Raw genomic sequence first — 15,064 nt, forward strand, 5'->3', positions numbered from 1 at the left:
TCGGCGGGACCCCGTAGCCTCGGAGGATGCGATGCGGGAACTCAGGATGACGGCCGTTCCGGTCGCGCTCGGCCTGCCGGTTCGGCGGGACGCCGCGCCCGCCGACGGTCTCGTCGACACCCACGGCCGCGTTCACCGCGACCTGCGGATCTCGCTGACCGATCGCTGCTCGCTGCGGTGCACGTACTGCATGCCCGAGCAGGGCAACGAGTGGCTGGCGCGCACGAGCATCCTCACCGTCGACGAGATCGTCGATGTCGCGCTCGTGGCCGCGAGCCTGGGCGTGACGACGTTCCGACTCACCGGCGGCGAACCCCTTCTGCGCCCGGACCTCCCCGAGATCGTGCGCCGCCTGTCGTCGATCGAGGGCGCCGAGGGCCGCGTGCAGGTGGCTCTGACGACGAACGGGATCCGCCTCCCCGAGATGCTGCCGGCGCTCGTGGATGCGGGACTGACCCGCATGAACATCAGCATCGACACCATCCGGCGCGACCGCTTCGCCGCGCTCACCCGCAGGGACCGCCTCGACGACGTGCTCGCGGGGATCGCCGCGGCCGCGGCATCCGGTCTTCGCCCCCTCAAGCTCAACGCCGTCGCGATGCGCGGGGTCAACGACGACGAGCTCGTCGACCTCGTCGATTTCGCCGTCGGCGTGGGCGCGCAGATGCGGTTCATCGAGCAGATGCCCCTGGACGCGGGCCACACCTGGGACCGCGCGACGATGGTTCCACGGGAGGAGATCCTCGCCGCCCTGCGCACCCGGTGGGACCTCACTCCCCTCCCGGGTCGCGGCGGCGCGCCGGCCGAGACGTGGCTCCTCGACGGGGGTCCGGCCCGCGTCGGGGTCATCGCCTCGGTCACGGCGCCGTTCTGCGGCGCGTGCGACCGGTTGCGTCTGACGGCGGACGGGCAACTGCGCAACTGCCTCTTCTCGATCGCCGAGTACGACCTGGTGCCGACGCTCCGCGGGGCGAGCGAGGAGGGACGGGCGGAGGCGATCGCGGCGCAGCTGGCGGCGTGCGTCCGCGGCAAGCTCCCCGGCCATGCGATCGACGACCCCGGCTTCCTTCAGCCGCCGCGGGGGATGAACGCGATCGGCGGCTGACGTCCGCCCGCCGTCCGCCGAGGCGCACCCCTATACTGCGTAGATACATACTCGATATGCCGAGGAGAGTCATGACGGTGCGCAGCGGCCTGTTGGCGATCCTCGATCAGGGTCGCTGCTACGGCTACCAGCTGCGCACGGAGTACGCCCGTCGCACCGGGCAATCGCTCAACGTCGGTCAGATCTACACCACCCTCGACCGCCTCGAGCGCGACGGGCTCGTGGCCAAGCAGGGGACGGATGACCGCGGTCACACCTCGTGGGGCATCACCCCCGAGGGGCGACGCGAGGCGCAGCTGTGGCTCTCGGAAGCCGACGCCCCGGTCGGCCGGAACGAGCGGGCCGTGAAGATCGCGCTCGCGAGCACCCTTCCCGGCGTGGACACGTCAGCCCTCATCGCCGCGGAGCGAGCTGCCGCGACGGCGCGACTGAGCGCCCTGGAGGACGAGGACCGACCGGAAGACGTGCCGAGCGCCGTGCTCCGTGAGGCCGAGCGCGCCCGGCTGGTGGGCGAGATCGCCTGGCTCGACGCCGTGGGCGATCTGGTCCGCGCCGACGGTCCTCCCGCGGCCTTCGCCCTCTCCGATGAGCGACCCAGGCGGGGGCGCCCGGCTCGCGCGGGTCAGACGGGGTAGTTCGCCCCGGACAGGAGGGCCGCCAGGTGCGCGGCGTTGGCGGCGACCGTGGCCGTCGTCTCCGCCGTGCTTCCGGGAGTCTCGGGAAGGTCCTGATAGTCGACCGAACCCATCGCCTCGCCGTTCCAATAGGTCACGCCCTGCGCGGGGATCGTGTAACCCACGTCGTTGAGCGCCTGGAACAGGTCGGCGGCGATCTTGTGCGCGCCGTCCTCGTTCCCGACCACGGCGACCACGGCCACCTTGCCGAAGAGGATCGGCCGGCCCTCGGGGTCGGTCTCGCTCAACTCGGCATCGAGCCGCTCGAGAACCCGGGAGGCCACCGATGACGGATGACCCATCCACGTCGGCGTGCCGAGCACCAGGATGTCGGCGGCGAGCACCTTCTCACGGATCGGCGGCCACTCGTCACCGGCGCCCATGTCCTTCTCGACGCCGGGCCGCACATCGACGTCCACGACCCGCACCAGCTCCGACTCCACTCCGAGCCCGTCGAGCTCCGACAGCACCTCACGCAGGAGCTTCTCGGTGCTGGAGGGGGCAGGCCCCGGCTTGAGGGTGCAATTGAGTGCGAGCGCGCGGACCATGGCGTTCCTTTCGTCGAAGCGGGATGCCTGCGAACCTACGACGGCGAGGGTTTCGGTGTACGGCCTTGACAAGGTGGTGCCGAACCGCCCCTCGATCCACGCGCGAACGCCTACCGTGGCGGCCGCGATCCGTCAACCCCGAATTTCGAAAACGAGGCGACAGGGCACTCTGTGGAGAAAGGCAGAAGGAGTCGCCGCATGGTGATGGAAGCACGTCACATCGAGTCGACTCCGCTCGCCGCCCCTCAGCCCTGGACCCGGGTCGACCTCGATCTGTACGAGATCGCGTGGGACGGCGAGGTCGCCGGGTACGTCGAAGTCGTCGGTCATGTGTTCGTGGCGCTCGCCGGCACCCGGTACGACCGCGCCGTCGAGGTGCAGCAGGCGCTCACCTTTCCCGACGCCGTCGGCGCGTTGCGTCGCTTCGCCGTCGTGGCGGCCTGAGAGCCGGGCCCGGCTCCGGGCTCAGCCGACGAGGGAGTAACCGGCCTCGGTGACGGCCGCGCGGAGTTCGTCGTCGGAGGCGTCGCCGTCGACGCGCACGCGCGACGTCCCGCCGGCCACCAGCTCGACACGCACCGCCGTGACGCCGTCGAGGGCGGAGATCTCCTCTGTGACCGCGCGGACGCAGTGATCGCACGTCATGCCCACGACGCCGATCTCCCGGCCGGATGCCGCGCGACCGGCGGCGTCCCCGTACGCCGCGTCCGTCGGGGCGGCGCACGCGCACGAGTCGCCGCCGCATCCGTCCGCCGGTGCGGCAAGTCCGAGGTTGAGCTTGTGAACGGCCATGCGTTCTCCCGTTGTCAGGAACGGACGAGGCGGGCGATCGCCTCGTTCGCTTCGCGGATCTTCTCTTCGGCGACAGGCCCGCCTTCGGCGGTCGCCTCGGCCACGCAGTGGCTGAGGTGATCGCTCAGCAGCGAGAGGGCGACGTTCTCGAGCGCCTTCGTCGCGGCGGACACCTGCGTGAGGATGTCGATGCAGTACTTGTCCTCCTCCACCATGCGCGCGATGCCGCGCACCTGGCCCTCCGCGCGCCGGAGGCGCTTGAGAAGGTCGTCCTTGCTGCCCTCGTACCCGTGCACGCGGCAATGATACCCCCGGGGAGTATGTCCGGCGCCGTGTCGCTCCCGCGACCCGGCGCGACGCGTTACGGTCGGATCATGGTGTCCGACGATCGCGACGACGAGGTCGATCTGCTCATCGACGCGTGGTCGGAGCGTCTTCCCGATGTCGATCTCACTCCGCTGGACGTCATGTCGCGCCTGCGGCGGGCGGCACGGCGGCTCACCAAGCTCCGCGCGGCGTCATTCGCCAGCGCCGGTCTCGCGGCGTGGGAGTTCGACGTCCTCGCCGCCCTTCGCCGTGCCGACGAGCCGCACGAGATGAGTCCCGCGCAGCTGATCGAGGCCACGATGATCGGCTCGGCGGCGATGACCAATCGGCTGGAGAAGCTCACCGCGCGAGGATTCATCGAGCGGCGCCCCCACGAGTACGACCGGCGGAGCATCCTGGTGCGGCTGACGCCGGAGGGGGCGGAGCGCGTGGATGCCGCCATGACAGAGCTCGCCCGCCGCGAGGGGGAGGAGCTGCAGGTGCTCAGTCGTGCCGATCAAGCGGCGCTCTCGCGCATCCTGCGCCTGCTCGTCGACGACCCGTCGTGAGCGCGGCACGGCCGATCCCTGCCGGTGCGGCCCGCCGATTGTGCCTGAGCCGGAGATCGGGGGAGATCTGCACACGCGAGGCCGGCCATCCGGGTCTTCATTCCCGGCGCGACACCGGCCTCATGTGGAGCGAACGCGGGGCCGACCCGCCGCGCTGCCCCGGAAGCGGAGCGCCCGGATCTCCCGCCGAGCCGCTTCCCGACGGATTCCCCGGCGGGCGCGCCCTGTGCCCGGTCTGCGACGGTTTCGTCCCGCTCCGCGACGGCACGCTCATCGAACACGACTCCTGGCGGGGCGACGCCACGCGGGAGGAGGCGGATCGACGGCGCGAGTGGTTCAACACCCACGGATGGTGAGAATCCGCGCGTAGGCTCGCATCGTGACCGGTGTGCGATCCGTCTTCCCCCGCGGGCGTCGCCGCCGTCTGGCCGTGGGCGGATTCATCGTCAGCCTCGCCGCCCAGGTCGTGCTCGTCGTCGTCGGGATCGGCTTCATCCTGACACCCGCGATCAAGCCGGCCCTGGTGCTCCTCGTGGTGTGGTGCATCATCGGGACGCTCTACGTGATCACCGTGTGGACGCTGCTGACGGCAGCCGCCCGCTGGGCCGAGACCGACGAACCTCCCCTCGTGCTCGAGCTGAGCCGACCGACGCGTGTCATCTCGGTGACGTCGACGGCGCTCGTCAGCCTCGTCGGTGTCGCCGCGGCGGTCCAGCACATCTTCTTCCTCGATCCGTTCGCTGATCACGACAGCTTCCTGCTCAATGCCGCCGGGATCTGGGCGATGGTGCTGGCGTGGATGCTGTTGCACTGGGGGTTCTCGCAGCTGTATCTGCAGGACTTCTACCGCGACGGCGACCGGCCCCTGCGTTTCCCCGGCACCGACTCTCCCGGCTTCCTGGAGTTCGCCTACTTCGCCTACACCGTGGCCGTGAGCCTCGCCGTCTCGGACGTCCAGGTGGTCGATCGGCGCATGCGGGGGCGGGTGCTCGGGCACGCGGTGCTGTCGTTCTTCTTCAACGGACTCATCATCGTGACGGCGCTGGGCGCGATCGCCGAAGCGGGGGGACGGCGGTGACCTCGCGCGAATCGGAGCTGCGTTCCCTCCGGGCCCGCGCATACGGCCCCGACGCCGACATCCATACCGACCCCGCCGCGCTCGCCCGGCTGGCGGAGCTGGAGGATGCGCTGCGCCCCGCGCCGTCGCCTCCGACCGACCCGCCGGCCCTCGCGAGCACGCCGACGGCAGGGCCGCCCGCATCCCCGCCGGCCGCGAACGAGGCCGCGCCGACGGAATCGGGGACGCCTCCGCCGGCGGGCTCCCCGGCCCCTGCACCGACGAAGCCGCCCCGCGGGCGCCGGCGCCTGGCGATCGCGTGGGCGGTGTCGCTGGTGGCCGCGCTCGTGATCGGCGCGGTCGCCGCGTCGACGACCGTCCGGCTCGTCTCGCGGGATGCCGGCGCGGCCCAGGTCGCCGCACTGGAGCTGTCGGAGCCGACGGCGTGGCCCGGATTCCTCGGTCCTCAGGCCGATGACGCACGCGTGTCGCAGGACTTCTTCGGAATGACCGCCGTCACGACCACGGAGGGCTCGTGGTTCGGCGGCGAGGATCCGTGCCTGGTCGTGATGCCCACCGAGCAGTTCGAGTCGGACTCGGACTCCTTCAGCGGACCGCAGTACTTCGGCTGCGGCGCCGGAGCGTTCGCCGCGACCGTCCAGTTCACCGTGGACACCGAGCAGCCGCTGCCGCTGCGGTCGCGCTTCGCGGTTGGGTCGTCGCTGCAGTTCGTCTTCGACGGCGACCGCGTGGGAGTGTTCTCCGACGCAGGGTGAGAGGGTGGAGTGTGCCCCCGACCCTGCTCGATCTCATCCCGTCCGGCTCGGATGACGACGCCGTCTACACCGGCTTCGTGGCGTGGGCCGAGGAGCGCGGCGTCACGCTGTACCCGGCGCAGGACGAGGCCGTCATCGAGCTCGTCTCCGGCTCTCACGTGATCCTGTCCACGCCGACGGGGACCGGCAAGTCCCTCGTCGCCGTCGCCGCGCACGCGGCGTGCCTTGCTCGCGGCGGACGCACCTATTACACCGCGCCGATCAAGGCTCTCGTGAGTGAGAAGTTCTTCGCGCTCGTGGAGATCTTCGGCGCCGGGAACGTCGGCATGGTCACCGGCGACTCCTCCGTCAACCCGGATGCTCCCATCGTGTGCTGTACGGCGGAGATCCTCGCGAACCTGGCGCTGCGCCAGGGCGCCGACGCCCGGGTCGACTCCGTCGTGATGGACGAGTTCCACTACTACGGCGACCCCGATCGCGGCTGGGCGTGGCAGGTGCCGCTTCTCCTCCTCCCGCGCGCGCAGTTCCTGTTGATGTCGGCGACCCTCGGCGATGTCGCGTCGATCGCCGACGACCTGACCCGCCGGACGGGACGGCCGACCGCACGGGTGACGGGGGTCGAGCGCCCCGTCCCGCTGCACTTCTCCTACGCGCGGCGGCCCGTGCACGAGGTGCTCGAGCTTCTGGTGCGCGACGGCGAGACGCCGGTGTACATCGTGCACTTCTCCCAGGCCGCGGCGCTGGAGCGCGCGCAGGCGCTCGCGAGCGTCAAGCTCATCACGCGCGAGCAGCGAGACGCGATCGCGGAGGCGATCGGCGGATTCCGCTTCACGACCGGGTTCGGCAAGACCCTCTCCCGGCTGGTCCGATCGGGGATCGGCGTGCACCACGCCGGGATGCTCCCGCGATACCGGCGTCTGGTCGAGACGCTCGCCCAGCGCGGGCTCCTCCGGGTGGTGTGCGGGACCGACACGCTCGGCGTCGGCATCAACGTCCCCATCCGCACGGTGGTGATCACCGCGCTGTCGAAGTTCGACGGCACGAAGATGCGGCAGTTGACCGCGCGCGAGTTCCAGCAGGTCGCCGGCCGGGCGGGGCGCGCGGGATTCGACCCGTACGGCAACGTCATCGTCATGGCGCCGGAGTGGGAGATCGAGAACGCCGTCGCGCTCGCCAAGGCCGGTGACGACGCGGCCAAGCGCAAGAAGATCGTGCGGAAGAAGGCGCCGAGCGGGGTCGTGAACTGGGGGGAGGGGTCGTTCCAGCGACTCGTGGATGCGACGCCCGAACCCCTCGTACCGCAGCTGCAGCTGACCGCGGCCATGATGATCAACGTCCTCGCGCGCGGCGGCGACGCGTTCGCGCACATCCGCTCGCTCGTCTTCGACAACCACGAGCCCCGAGCGCGGCAGTTCGCGCTGGCACGGCGGGCGATCGCGATCTTCCGGACGCTGCGCGACGCCGGAATCGTGCAGGTCGTCGCGGATGAGGCCGGCGTCATCCGCGTGCGCCTGACCGTGGATCTGCAGCCGAACTTCGCCCTCAACCAGCCGCTGTCGCCGTTCGCCCTCGCCGCGATCGAACTCCTGGACCCTTCCGATGCGCCGCGGGCAGCGGGCACCGGGCACTATGCGCTGGACGTCGTGAGCGTCATCGAGGCGACTCTCGACGACCCGCGCGCGATCTTGTCGCAGCAGGAATACGCCGCGCGCGGCGAGGCCGTCGCCGCCATGAAGCAGGACGGCCTCGACTACGACGAGCGCATGGCCGCTCTCGAGGACATCACCTACCCGAAGCCGCTCGCCGAGCTGCTCGCCCAGGCCTTCGAGGTGTTCGCGTCGAGCCAGCCCTGGGTGCGCGACTTCGAGCTGTCGCCCAAGTCGGTGGTCCGCGACATGTTCGAGCGGGCGCTGTCGTTCGGGGAGTTCGTCTCCCTCTACGCGCTGACCCGCAGCGAAGGCCTCGTCTTGCGCTACCTGTCCGACGCGTACCGCGCGATCCGGCAGACCGTTCCCGCCGATGCCCAGACGCCCGACCTCGCCGATGTGATCGCCTGGCTCGGTGAGCTCGTGCGGCAGGTCGATTCGAGCCTGGTCGACGAATGGGAGGCGCTGATCGCCCCCGCTGACGCGCCCGATGCGCCCGTCGTCCCGCCTGCGCCGCCGTCGGTGCTCACCAACCGGCGGGCGTTCGGGGTGCTCGTGCGCAACGAGCTGTTCCGCCGCGTGCAGCTCGCCGCGCTGCAGCGCGACGACGAGCTCGAGGCCCTCGATCCCGACGTCGACTGGCCCGCGGCGCTCGATGCCTACTTCGCCGAGCACGATCAGATCCTCACCGGCGGACCGGCCCGTTCGGCGGCGCTCGTCTCGATCGACGAGGCCGACACCGCATCCGGGTTCTGGCGCGTGGAGCAGACCCTCGACGACCCGGCCGGCGATCACGACTGGCGCATCCGCGGCGTGGTCGACCTCCCCGCATCCGAGGAGGCAGGCTCCGCCGTCGTGCGCATCGCCGAGGTCATCCGCCTGTAGCCCGGGGTCGTCTGCCCGTGGCCCGGTGCCCTGCCCCGGGTTCGGGGCGCTCGATGTGGTTCGGGGCGCTCGTCGGTCGCCCCGAACCACATTCGGCGCCCCAAGGTGGCGCGGTCACTCCGGGATCACCCGTCGGAGGAGGAGGCGCTGACCGAGGGTCCACGCCACGGTCACGAGCAGGTACAGGCCGGCGGCCAGCGGCACGAACGCCGCGACGGCCGCGGTCACGAACTGCGCGACACCGAGCATGCGCACCGCGAACGCCGGGGCCGACGTCGCCGGGTCGGGGCGGAACGCCCGTCGCGTCAGCTCGCCCACGACCGCGATGGCGAGGATCAGGCCGCCGAACACGAGCGCGGTGGCGAGGCCGGCGGTGCCCGTCAGCACCGTGGTGACCAGGGCGGATCCGAGCGGCACGCCCCACAGGGTGTCGGTCAGCAGCGCGTTGGCATGACCGGCGATGACCGGGTGGAGGAAGACCGCGTAGAGGAGGCCCACGAGAGGTGCTTGCGCGAGCACGGGAAGGCAGCCGGCGAACGGCGAGGCGTTCTCGTCGCGATAAAGCCTCATGGTCTCGCGCTGGAGCCGCTCGCGATCGGTGCGGTGCTTCTTCTGCAGCTCGGCGAGGCGAGGGGCGAGGCGGGCGCGGACGCGCTCGGCGCGCGCTTGTGCGACGCCGACGGGGATCAGCGCCATGCGGACGAGGAGCGTGACGACGACGATCGCGGCGGCGGATGCGGCGGATCCGGCCACGGGAGCGAGGACGCCGGACAGCGCAGTGAGGCCGCCGTAGGCGAGGTCGAGGAGGAGGGCGAGCGGGGGAAGGTCGAATAGATTCATGGTTCTCCGTTCTGCGGGAGCGATCAGGGCATGATCGGCCGCGAACGGACGCCTTCGCACCGCCGTCGGTGCGACGGGTGCGGGTCGGCGGGGGCTACGCGGCCGGAGCCGCGATGCCCGGTGCCCTCGGGCGCGGGTGGCCCGAGGCATCCGGATCGCTCTGCGCGAGAGGAGAGGAGAGGTCGATGGCACGACGCGGATGCGCGCCGGACCGACGGGGTGCGACACCCGTCGCCAGCGCGACGGCGACGGCCGCCGCGACAGCGACGGCGAGGATTACCAGCGCCAGACCCAGCGCGCCGGATTCGGCGGCGGCGGTCAGTCCGACGGCGAAGAGGAGCACGTGCAGCGGAGAGAGCAGCGCCTCGATCACGCGTCACCTCCTCTCGGTCGGAACCACCGTAACAGCCCGCCTAGGCTCGGACCGTGGAGACCCTTCTCGCCGTCCTGTTGCTGGTCAACGCCGCATTCAACGTCGTCGTGTGGCCGCGCTTCTTCGGGCGCATCGCGAAAGACCCGCGCGCCCGCGACGCCGCCGGAAAGCCCACGCGCTTTCTCATCGTGCATGCGGTGCTCATCGGCCTCGCGCTCGTGCTCGCACTCGTGTCGGCGGTGGCCGGGGTGTGGGCGCTCATCGCCTGACGACGCTCGCCCGCGTCGCTCCCGGTCGCTGAGCGAGCCCGGAGGGCGAGACGAAGCGTGCGGCGCGCACCCCCGGTCGCTGAGCGAGCGGAGCGAGACGAAGCGTCAGAAGGGTGGGGGTTCGTTGTCGGGCACGAAGACCACGCGACGGGGTGGTTCGTCGATGTAGGCGTGGCCTAACGGACTTCGGAACTCGAGGACCCCGTCGCGGTGTTGGGTGACGGTCCACGTGGTTTCGGTCTTGAGGGTGTGGTGGCGGACGCAGAGATGCGCCAGGTTGGCGCCGGTCGTCTCGCCCCCGTCGTGGTGTTCGTGATTGTGGTCGATCTGACATCGGTGGGCGGGCTGGCGGCATCCAAATCCGCGGCAATGCCGGTCGCGAGCGCGGAGGAACCGCGCCTGCGACGCGGCGGGCGTGTACCTGTCGACCGCGATCACGACCCCGGTGAGCGGGTGGGTGAACACGCGGTCCCATCCGGGCGCGTTCCCCGCGAGGCGACGGGCGGCGTCGGCGTCGACGGGGATCCGGCCGTTGAGCATCGCTCCCTTGTCGGTGGCTCCGGTGAGCAGGGGTGCCGGGATGGTGACCTGCACGTGTCCTGCGATCCGGTCCAACGCGCCATCTCCGATGGGATCGACCGTCGGCGGGGCACACAGCAGCATGTCGGCGACGAGGTCCGCGCTGATCTGAGCGGTCGTGCGCACGTCGTCCACGACCGTGTCGTCGGTGGTCGAAGCCGCGTCGCGGGCCTCCTGGTTGCGACGAGCTCGTTCGGCGTTCGCGGCATTCCGGATGGTCTTCGCCATCTGCCGGACCCGGTCCCTGATCCCGTAGGCCAGCGTCGACGGCAATCTCACCTGCAGCAGCGACATTCCGTCGTCCAGGTCCACGATGTTCACAGATCGGGCGAGCCGGGCCCCCGCGTGGCGCTCTTCCATCGAAACCGGACTCACCACCTCCGCGAGCTCGCGGGCGTAGGACTCGGTGCGCCCGGGTGTCTCCTTCACCGCAAAATCGAGGACGGTCTCTTCCCAGGCGGCGCGGACGTCGTCATTGTGCAGGGCGATCCCGGTCTTGAGGATCACCGCGGTGTGCGTGAGCGAGATCCGACCCTCTTCGAGCACGTCGACGGTGCGGGCGAACCGGGTCACGAGCGTGTAGGCGTCATCGAGCTCCCGCTGCGCGGTGCGGTCGGGCACGTGTGCGGCGAACGCGATCTCCGCCGCGATCGACCGCACGGGCATCTCCCGGATCGCCGACCCTGACTCCTTCATCTGCGCCAACGCCTCGGTCATCAACGCGCCCATGTGCCGGACCCTGCTGGCCTGCGCCTTCGCGATGACCACATCATCGGACAGCAACCCGGCCAGCGACGCACGCATCCGCGTCGCCTGCTCCGGGTCCACCTGGCCCGGGATCGGGAACCTGTCCATACCCCGAAACTACCCAGGGCCACCGACATCGAGCGTGCCCATCCGGAACACCGGAAAGAACCTGTGGACTGGTCTTTTCCCGGGAAGGCTGGGGAGGAACAGTCACCCCCTGTGGGCGCTTCGTCTCGTCGCTGCGCTCCTCGCTCAGCGACCGGTTCGACACCTCCCGCGCGCTTCGTCTCGTCGCTGGGCTCCTCGCTCAGCGGCCGGTCCCGGCGCCGTCCCGGTCGCTGAGCGAGCGGAGCGAGACGAAGCGTCACGGCCCGGGGGATTCTCGCTGCCAATTCGCGCGCGGAAGCGGACAGATGAGCGCTTCGGCCGCGCCGGCTGACGCGGAGGGTGTGGAATGGGCCGATGGGCAAGCTCGGGCGGTTCGGAACCACCGCGGCACGCGATCTCGGGGTGGATCCGGGAGAGGTCGATGTCGAGATCGTCGCGGGCGAGCGTCTTCCGTGGCGCTCACGCCTCCCCGTCGGAGAGCTCGCGATCGACAGTGTCGCGCTCGCCTCCGCGGCTTTGAACCGGGTCAGCACTGCGCGCAGCGCCGCGCCGCGATCTCCGGTCGTCGTCGACGCGGCGCGCGTGGCGGCGTCTTTCGGAAGCGAGCGCGTCCTGCGGATCGGCGGCGTCGCGCCGTCGGTCTGGGCGCCCCTTTCGGGCTTCTGGCCGGCGCGGGACGGATGGGTGCGGACGCACGCGAACTATCCCCACCACGCCGACCGGCTCCGCATGATCGTTGGGCTCGGTCCGGATGCCGACGCCGAGGCCGCGGCCGCGGCGATCGCCGACCGCGACCCGGACGAGCTGGAACGCACGGCGATCGCGGCGGGGGCGATCGTCGCCGCCGTTCGCACCCCGCGCCAGTGGGTGGAGGATCCGCAGGCCGCCATCTTGAACGGCCTCCCTCTCGTCTCCCTGGTCCGCAGCGGAAACGCCCCGGCGCGCGCGTGGGCGGGGGAGGCGGACCTGCCGCTCGGCGGCATCCGCGTGCTCGACCTCACGCGGGTGATCGCGGGGCCGGTCGCCACCCGAGATCTCGCGCTGGCCGGAGCCGATGTGCTGCGCGTGGACTCCCCGCGCCTTCCCGAGCCGTCGTGGCAGATGCGCGACACGGGCCAGCACAAGCGCGCGACCCTGCTTGATCTCGAAGCCCCGGGCGATCGCGAGCGATTCGCGCAGCTGCTGGCAGAAGCCGACGTCGTCGTGACGGGCTACCGTCCCGGCGCGCTGGCGCGCTACGGCCTCGCCCCAGCGGATCTCGCGCGAACGCACCCGGGCCTGGTCGTGGCGACGCTCAGCGCGTGGGGCACCGCCGGCCCGTGGGGGTCGCGCCGTGGGTTCGACAGCATCGTGCAGGCGACGATCGGCATCGCCCAGCGGGAATCGGCGGGCGGTGAACGCCCCGGCGCCCTCCCGGTGCAGGCCCTCGACCACGCCTCCGGGCACCTGCTGGCGGCCGCGGTCGCCACCGCGCTGCTGCGTCAGCGCACGGAAGGCGGCTCGTGGCACGCGTCGGTCGCGCTCGCGAGGACCGGCATGACGCTTCTGACGACTCCGGGCGAGACGGTGCCGGGGGCAGACCCCGGCGACCTGCCGTCGCAGACGCGGGGCGATGCGTCGGACGCGCTCACCTGCGCGCCGCCGGTGCTCGGCTTCGCGGGCGCACCGCCCGCCTACTCCGGCCCGGTCGCCGACTGGGGCTCCGACGAGCCGGTGTGGCGCACGTGACGGGGCCGGTCGGATTCCTCGGCCTCGGCGTGATGGGGCAGCCGATGGCGCGCAACCTGGTGCGCGCGGGGGTTCCGCTCGTGGTGTGGAACCGCACGCGCGAGCGCACCGAGGCGCTGCGTCGGGAGGGCGCCGAGGCGGCGGAGCATCCGGCGGAGGTCTTCGCGCGCTGTGCCGTGGTCATCCTGATGCTCGCGGATGAGGCGGCTGTCGACGCGGTGCTGGAGCAGCTGCCCGCCGGAGCCCTGCGGGAGCGCACGGTCGTCTTCATGGGGACCATCGCTCCCCGGGCCTCGCGAGCGATCGCCCGGCGCGTCGAACGAGCGGGCGGCCGCTACGTCGAGGCGCCGGTCTCGGGTTCGCGGGTGCCCGCCGAGAACGCCACGCTCGTGGGGATGCTCGCGGGCGAGGATGCCGCGTGCGACGAGGTGGAGCCGCTGCTGCAGCCGCTGTGCTCTCAGGTCTTCCGCTGCGGTGCGGTGCCGGCGGCGCTGGAGATGAAGCTCGCGGTGAACGTCACCCTCATCACTCTCGTGACGGGCCTCGCGGAGTCGTTCCATTTCGCGGAGCGGGCCGGGATCGACGCGGCGCTCCTGCGCGACGTGCTCGCTGCCAGCCCCATGGCGTCGCCGGTCGCACGGATCAAGGCCGACAAGCTCGTCGCCGAGGACTGGAGCGTGCAGGCGGCGATTCCCGACGTGGGGAAGAACGCGCGTCTGATCGCCGACGCCGCACGCGACGGCGGCACCGCCACGCCGCTGATCGACGTGTGCGTCGCGCTCTACGACGAGACGAGCGGGCTGGGCCACGCGGATGCGGATATGGCGGCGGTCATCGCGGCCCTCCGTGCGCGCACGAAATCCGCCGCGGAACCCCCTCCCCGCACCTAGACTCGCGGAGGGGAGCCGCCCGGCTTCGATGACCCTCTGAGGAGGCAGCACATGCAACTGGCCATGGTGGGACTCGGACGGATGGGTGCGAACATCGTGCGTCGCCTCATGAAGGACGGGCACGAGTGCGTCGTCTACGACGTGAACCCCGACTCCGTCGCGACCCTGGCCGGGGAGGGCGCCGTCGGCTCCACCGACTTCGCCGACATGGCAGCGAAGATGTCGACGCCGCGCGCGATCTGGCTCATGATCCCCGCCGGCCTCACGGGTCAGGTCGTCGAGCAGATCGCCGCCGTGCTGGAGCCGGGCGACATCATCATCGACGGCGGCAACTCGAACTACCGCGACGACGTGCGGCGCGCGGCGGCGCTGAAGGACCGCGGCATCCACTACGTCGACATCGGCACGAGCGGCGGAGTCTTCGGGCTCGACCGCGGCTACTGCCTCATGGTCGGCGGCCCCGACGCCGCTTTCGATCACATCGAGCCCGTGCTGAAGACCATCGCCCCTGGGCCCGGCGACATTCCGCGCACTCCGGGACGCACGGGCGATTACGCACCCGAAGAGCAGGGGTATCTGCACTGCGGACCGTCGGGCTCGGGGCACTTCGTGAAGATGGTGCACAACGGCATCGAGTACGGCATCATGGCCGCGCTCGCCGAGGGATTGAACATCCTCCACAACGCGGATGCCGGCACCCGCGAGACGACCCACTCTGCCGAGGTCGCGCCGCTGGAGGAGCCCGAGTTCTACCAGTTCGACATCTCCACGCCCCAGGTCGCCGAGCTGTGGCGGCGCGGATCGGTCATCTCGTCGTGGCTCCTCGACCTCACCGCTGCTGCGCTCGAGGAGAACCCCACGCTCGACGGCCTCGCCGGCCGGGTGTCCGACTCGGGAGAGGGTCGCTGGACGGTCAAGGCGGCCGTGGACGTCGGCGTTCCCGCGCCGGTTCTGGCGGCATCCCTCTTCGAGCGGTTCGCCTCCCGCGGCGAGGACCACTTCGCCAATCAGGTGCTGTCGGCGATGCGCCTGCAGTTCGGAGGGCACCAGGAGCTCCCCGCGGGCGACGTGCTCGAAGCCGGCGGGGCGAAGTCCGACAGCCACGGGTCGTGACCCGGCGCCACCCCGGTGACGAACGGCATCGCCCGACGTAGGCTGTCGTGCATCCCGCG

The 15,064-nt window shown here is 71.4% G+C and carries 18 protein-coding genes; 12 read left to right on the forward strand and 6 right to left on the reverse strand.

The genetic code is table 11. The annotated features are described in order from the left end of the window. Positions 1–46: 46 nt before the first annotated feature. Both moaA and ACTU3I_RS07730 read left to right on the forward strand, forming a co-directional pair. On the forward strand, positions 47–1,105 hold the full coding sequence (moaA, locus tag ACTU3I_RS07725) for a GTP 3',8-cyclase MoaA (RefSeq protein WP_442925078.1): 1,059 nt from the start codon (positions 47–49) through the stop codon (positions 1,103–1,105). A gap of 71 nt (positions 1,106–1,176) precedes the next feature. Further along, positions 1,177–1,740, forward strand: coding sequence for a PadR family transcriptional regulator (locus ACTU3I_RS07730; protein ID WP_442925079.1), 564 nt, complete (start codon positions 1,177–1,179; stop codon positions 1,738–1,740). On the opposite strand, the gene ACTU3I_RS07735 is transcribed toward ACTU3I_RS07730, so the two are convergent. Continuing rightward, positions 1,728–2,327 carry a flavodoxin family protein gene (locus tag ACTU3I_RS07735; RefSeq protein ID WP_442925080.1) on the reverse strand — a complete coding sequence of 200 codons (600 nt, stop codon included), beginning with the start codon at positions 2,325–2,327 and terminating at the stop codon, positions 1,728–1,730. The genes ACTU3I_RS07730 and ACTU3I_RS07735 overlap by 13 nt on opposite strands. A gap of 198 nt (positions 2,328–2,525) precedes the next feature. Here ACTU3I_RS07735 and ACTU3I_RS07740 point away from each other — a divergent pair, with 198 nt between their 5' ends. Then, on the forward strand, positions 2,526–2,771 hold the full coding sequence (locus tag ACTU3I_RS07740) for a hypothetical protein (RefSeq protein ID WP_442925081.1): 246 nt from the start codon (positions 2,526–2,528) through the stop codon (positions 2,769–2,771). Positions 2,772–2,792: 21 nt separating this feature from the next. On the opposite strand, the gene ACTU3I_RS07745 is transcribed toward ACTU3I_RS07740, so the two are convergent. Together ACTU3I_RS07745 and ACTU3I_RS07750 are read right to left on the reverse strand one after the other, a co-directional pair. After that, on the reverse strand, positions 2,793–3,119 hold the full coding sequence (locus ACTU3I_RS07745; RefSeq protein ID WP_442925082.1) for a heavy-metal-associated domain-containing protein: 327 nt from the start codon (positions 3,117–3,119) through the stop codon (positions 2,793–2,795). A gap of 14 nt (positions 3,120–3,133) precedes the next feature. Next, positions 3,134–3,415 (reverse strand): metal-sensitive transcriptional regulator, encoded by a 282-nt coding sequence (locus tag ACTU3I_RS07750; protein ID WP_442925083.1) that lies wholly within the window; start codon positions 3,413–3,415, stop codon positions 3,134–3,136. Positions 3,416–3,493: 78 nt separating this feature from the next. On the opposite strand from ACTU3I_RS07750, the gene ACTU3I_RS07755 reads away from it, so the two are divergent. The 5 genes from ACTU3I_RS07755 to ACTU3I_RS07775 are packed head-to-tail and all read left to right on the forward strand — an operon-like array spanning position 3,494 to position 8,358. After that, on the forward strand, positions 3,494–3,994 hold the full coding sequence (locus ACTU3I_RS07755) for a MarR family winged helix-turn-helix transcriptional regulator (RefSeq protein ID WP_442925084.1): 501 nt from the start codon (positions 3,494–3,496) through the stop codon (positions 3,992–3,994). Further along, entirely contained in the window at positions 3,991–4,350 is a 360-nt protein-coding gene (locus tag ACTU3I_RS07760; RefSeq protein WP_442925085.1) for a hypothetical protein, read from the forward strand. The genes ACTU3I_RS07755 and ACTU3I_RS07760 overlap by 4 nt, the downstream gene beginning before the upstream one ends. A gap of 23 nt (positions 4,351–4,373) precedes the next feature. Beyond that, entirely contained in the window at positions 4,374–5,072 is a 699-nt protein-coding gene (locus ACTU3I_RS07765) for a DUF1345 domain-containing protein (RefSeq protein WP_442925086.1), read from the forward strand. Further along, positions 5,069–5,827 (forward strand): hypothetical protein, encoded by a 759-nt coding sequence (locus ACTU3I_RS07770; protein WP_442925087.1) that lies wholly within the window; start codon positions 5,069–5,071, stop codon positions 5,825–5,827. Before ACTU3I_RS07765 ends, ACTU3I_RS07770 begins: the two co-directional genes overlap by 4 nt. Before the next feature lie 11 nt (positions 5,828–5,838). Beyond that, a complete protein-coding gene (locus tag ACTU3I_RS07775) occupies positions 5,839–8,358 on the forward strand; it encodes a DEAD/DEAH box helicase (RefSeq protein ID WP_442925088.1) in 2,520 nt (839 codons plus the stop codon). Positions 8,359–8,472: 114 nt separating this feature from the next. Here the strand turns inward: ACTU3I_RS07775 and ACTU3I_RS07780 are convergent, their stop codons facing one another. Beyond that, a complete protein-coding gene (locus tag ACTU3I_RS07780) occupies positions 8,473–9,198 on the reverse strand; it encodes a YidC/Oxa1 family membrane protein insertase (protein ID WP_442925089.1) in 726 nt (241 codons plus the stop codon). 94 nt (positions 9,199–9,292) lie between these two features. Beyond that, the gene (locus ACTU3I_RS07785) at positions 9,293–9,571 is read right to left on the reverse strand and encodes a DUF6412 domain-containing protein (protein ID WP_442925090.1); all 279 of its coding nucleotides are present in this window, start codon (positions 9,569–9,571) and stop codon (positions 9,293–9,295) included. 53 nt (positions 9,572–9,624) lie between these two features. Here ACTU3I_RS07785 and ACTU3I_RS07790 point away from each other — a divergent pair, with 53 nt between their 5' ends. Further along, on the forward strand, positions 9,625–9,840 hold the full coding sequence (locus ACTU3I_RS07790; RefSeq protein WP_442925091.1) for an SCO4848 family membrane protein: 216 nt from the start codon (positions 9,625–9,627) through the stop codon (positions 9,838–9,840). Positions 9,841–9,945: 105 nt separating this feature from the next. Here the strand turns inward: ACTU3I_RS07790 and ACTU3I_RS07795 are convergent, their stop codons facing one another. Next, positions 9,946–11,274, reverse strand: a complete 1,329-nt coding sequence (locus ACTU3I_RS07795; protein ID WP_442925092.1) for a DUF222 domain-containing protein — start codon at positions 11,272–11,274, stop codon at positions 9,946–9,948. A gap of 354 nt (positions 11,275–11,628) precedes the next feature. On the opposite strand from ACTU3I_RS07795, the gene ACTU3I_RS07800 reads away from it, so the two are divergent. The 3 genes from ACTU3I_RS07800 to gnd are packed head-to-tail and all read left to right on the forward strand — an operon-like array spanning position 11,629 to position 15,005. Continuing rightward, the gene (locus tag ACTU3I_RS07800) at positions 11,629–13,002 is read left to right on the forward strand and encodes a CoA transferase (RefSeq protein WP_442925093.1); all 1,374 of its coding nucleotides are present in this window, start codon (positions 11,629–11,631) and stop codon (positions 13,000–13,002) included. Further along, positions 12,990–13,892 (forward strand): NAD(P)-dependent oxidoreductase, encoded by a 903-nt coding sequence (locus ACTU3I_RS07805; protein ID WP_442925094.1) that lies wholly within the window; start codon positions 12,990–12,992, stop codon positions 13,890–13,892. Before ACTU3I_RS07800 ends, ACTU3I_RS07805 begins: the two co-directional genes overlap by 13 nt. A gap of 51 nt (positions 13,893–13,943) precedes the next feature. Next, positions 13,944–15,005, forward strand: a complete 1,062-nt coding sequence (gnd, locus tag ACTU3I_RS07810) for a phosphogluconate dehydrogenase (NAD(+)-dependent, decarboxylating) (protein WP_442925095.1) — start codon at positions 13,944–13,946, stop codon at positions 15,003–15,005. Positions 15,006–15,064 lie beyond the last annotated feature (59 nt).

The organism is Microbacterium sp. RD1 (assembly GCF_052220165.1).
In the GTDB taxonomy this organism is placed as follows: domain Bacteria; phylum Actinomycetota; class Actinomycetes; order Actinomycetales; family Microbacteriaceae; genus Microbacterium.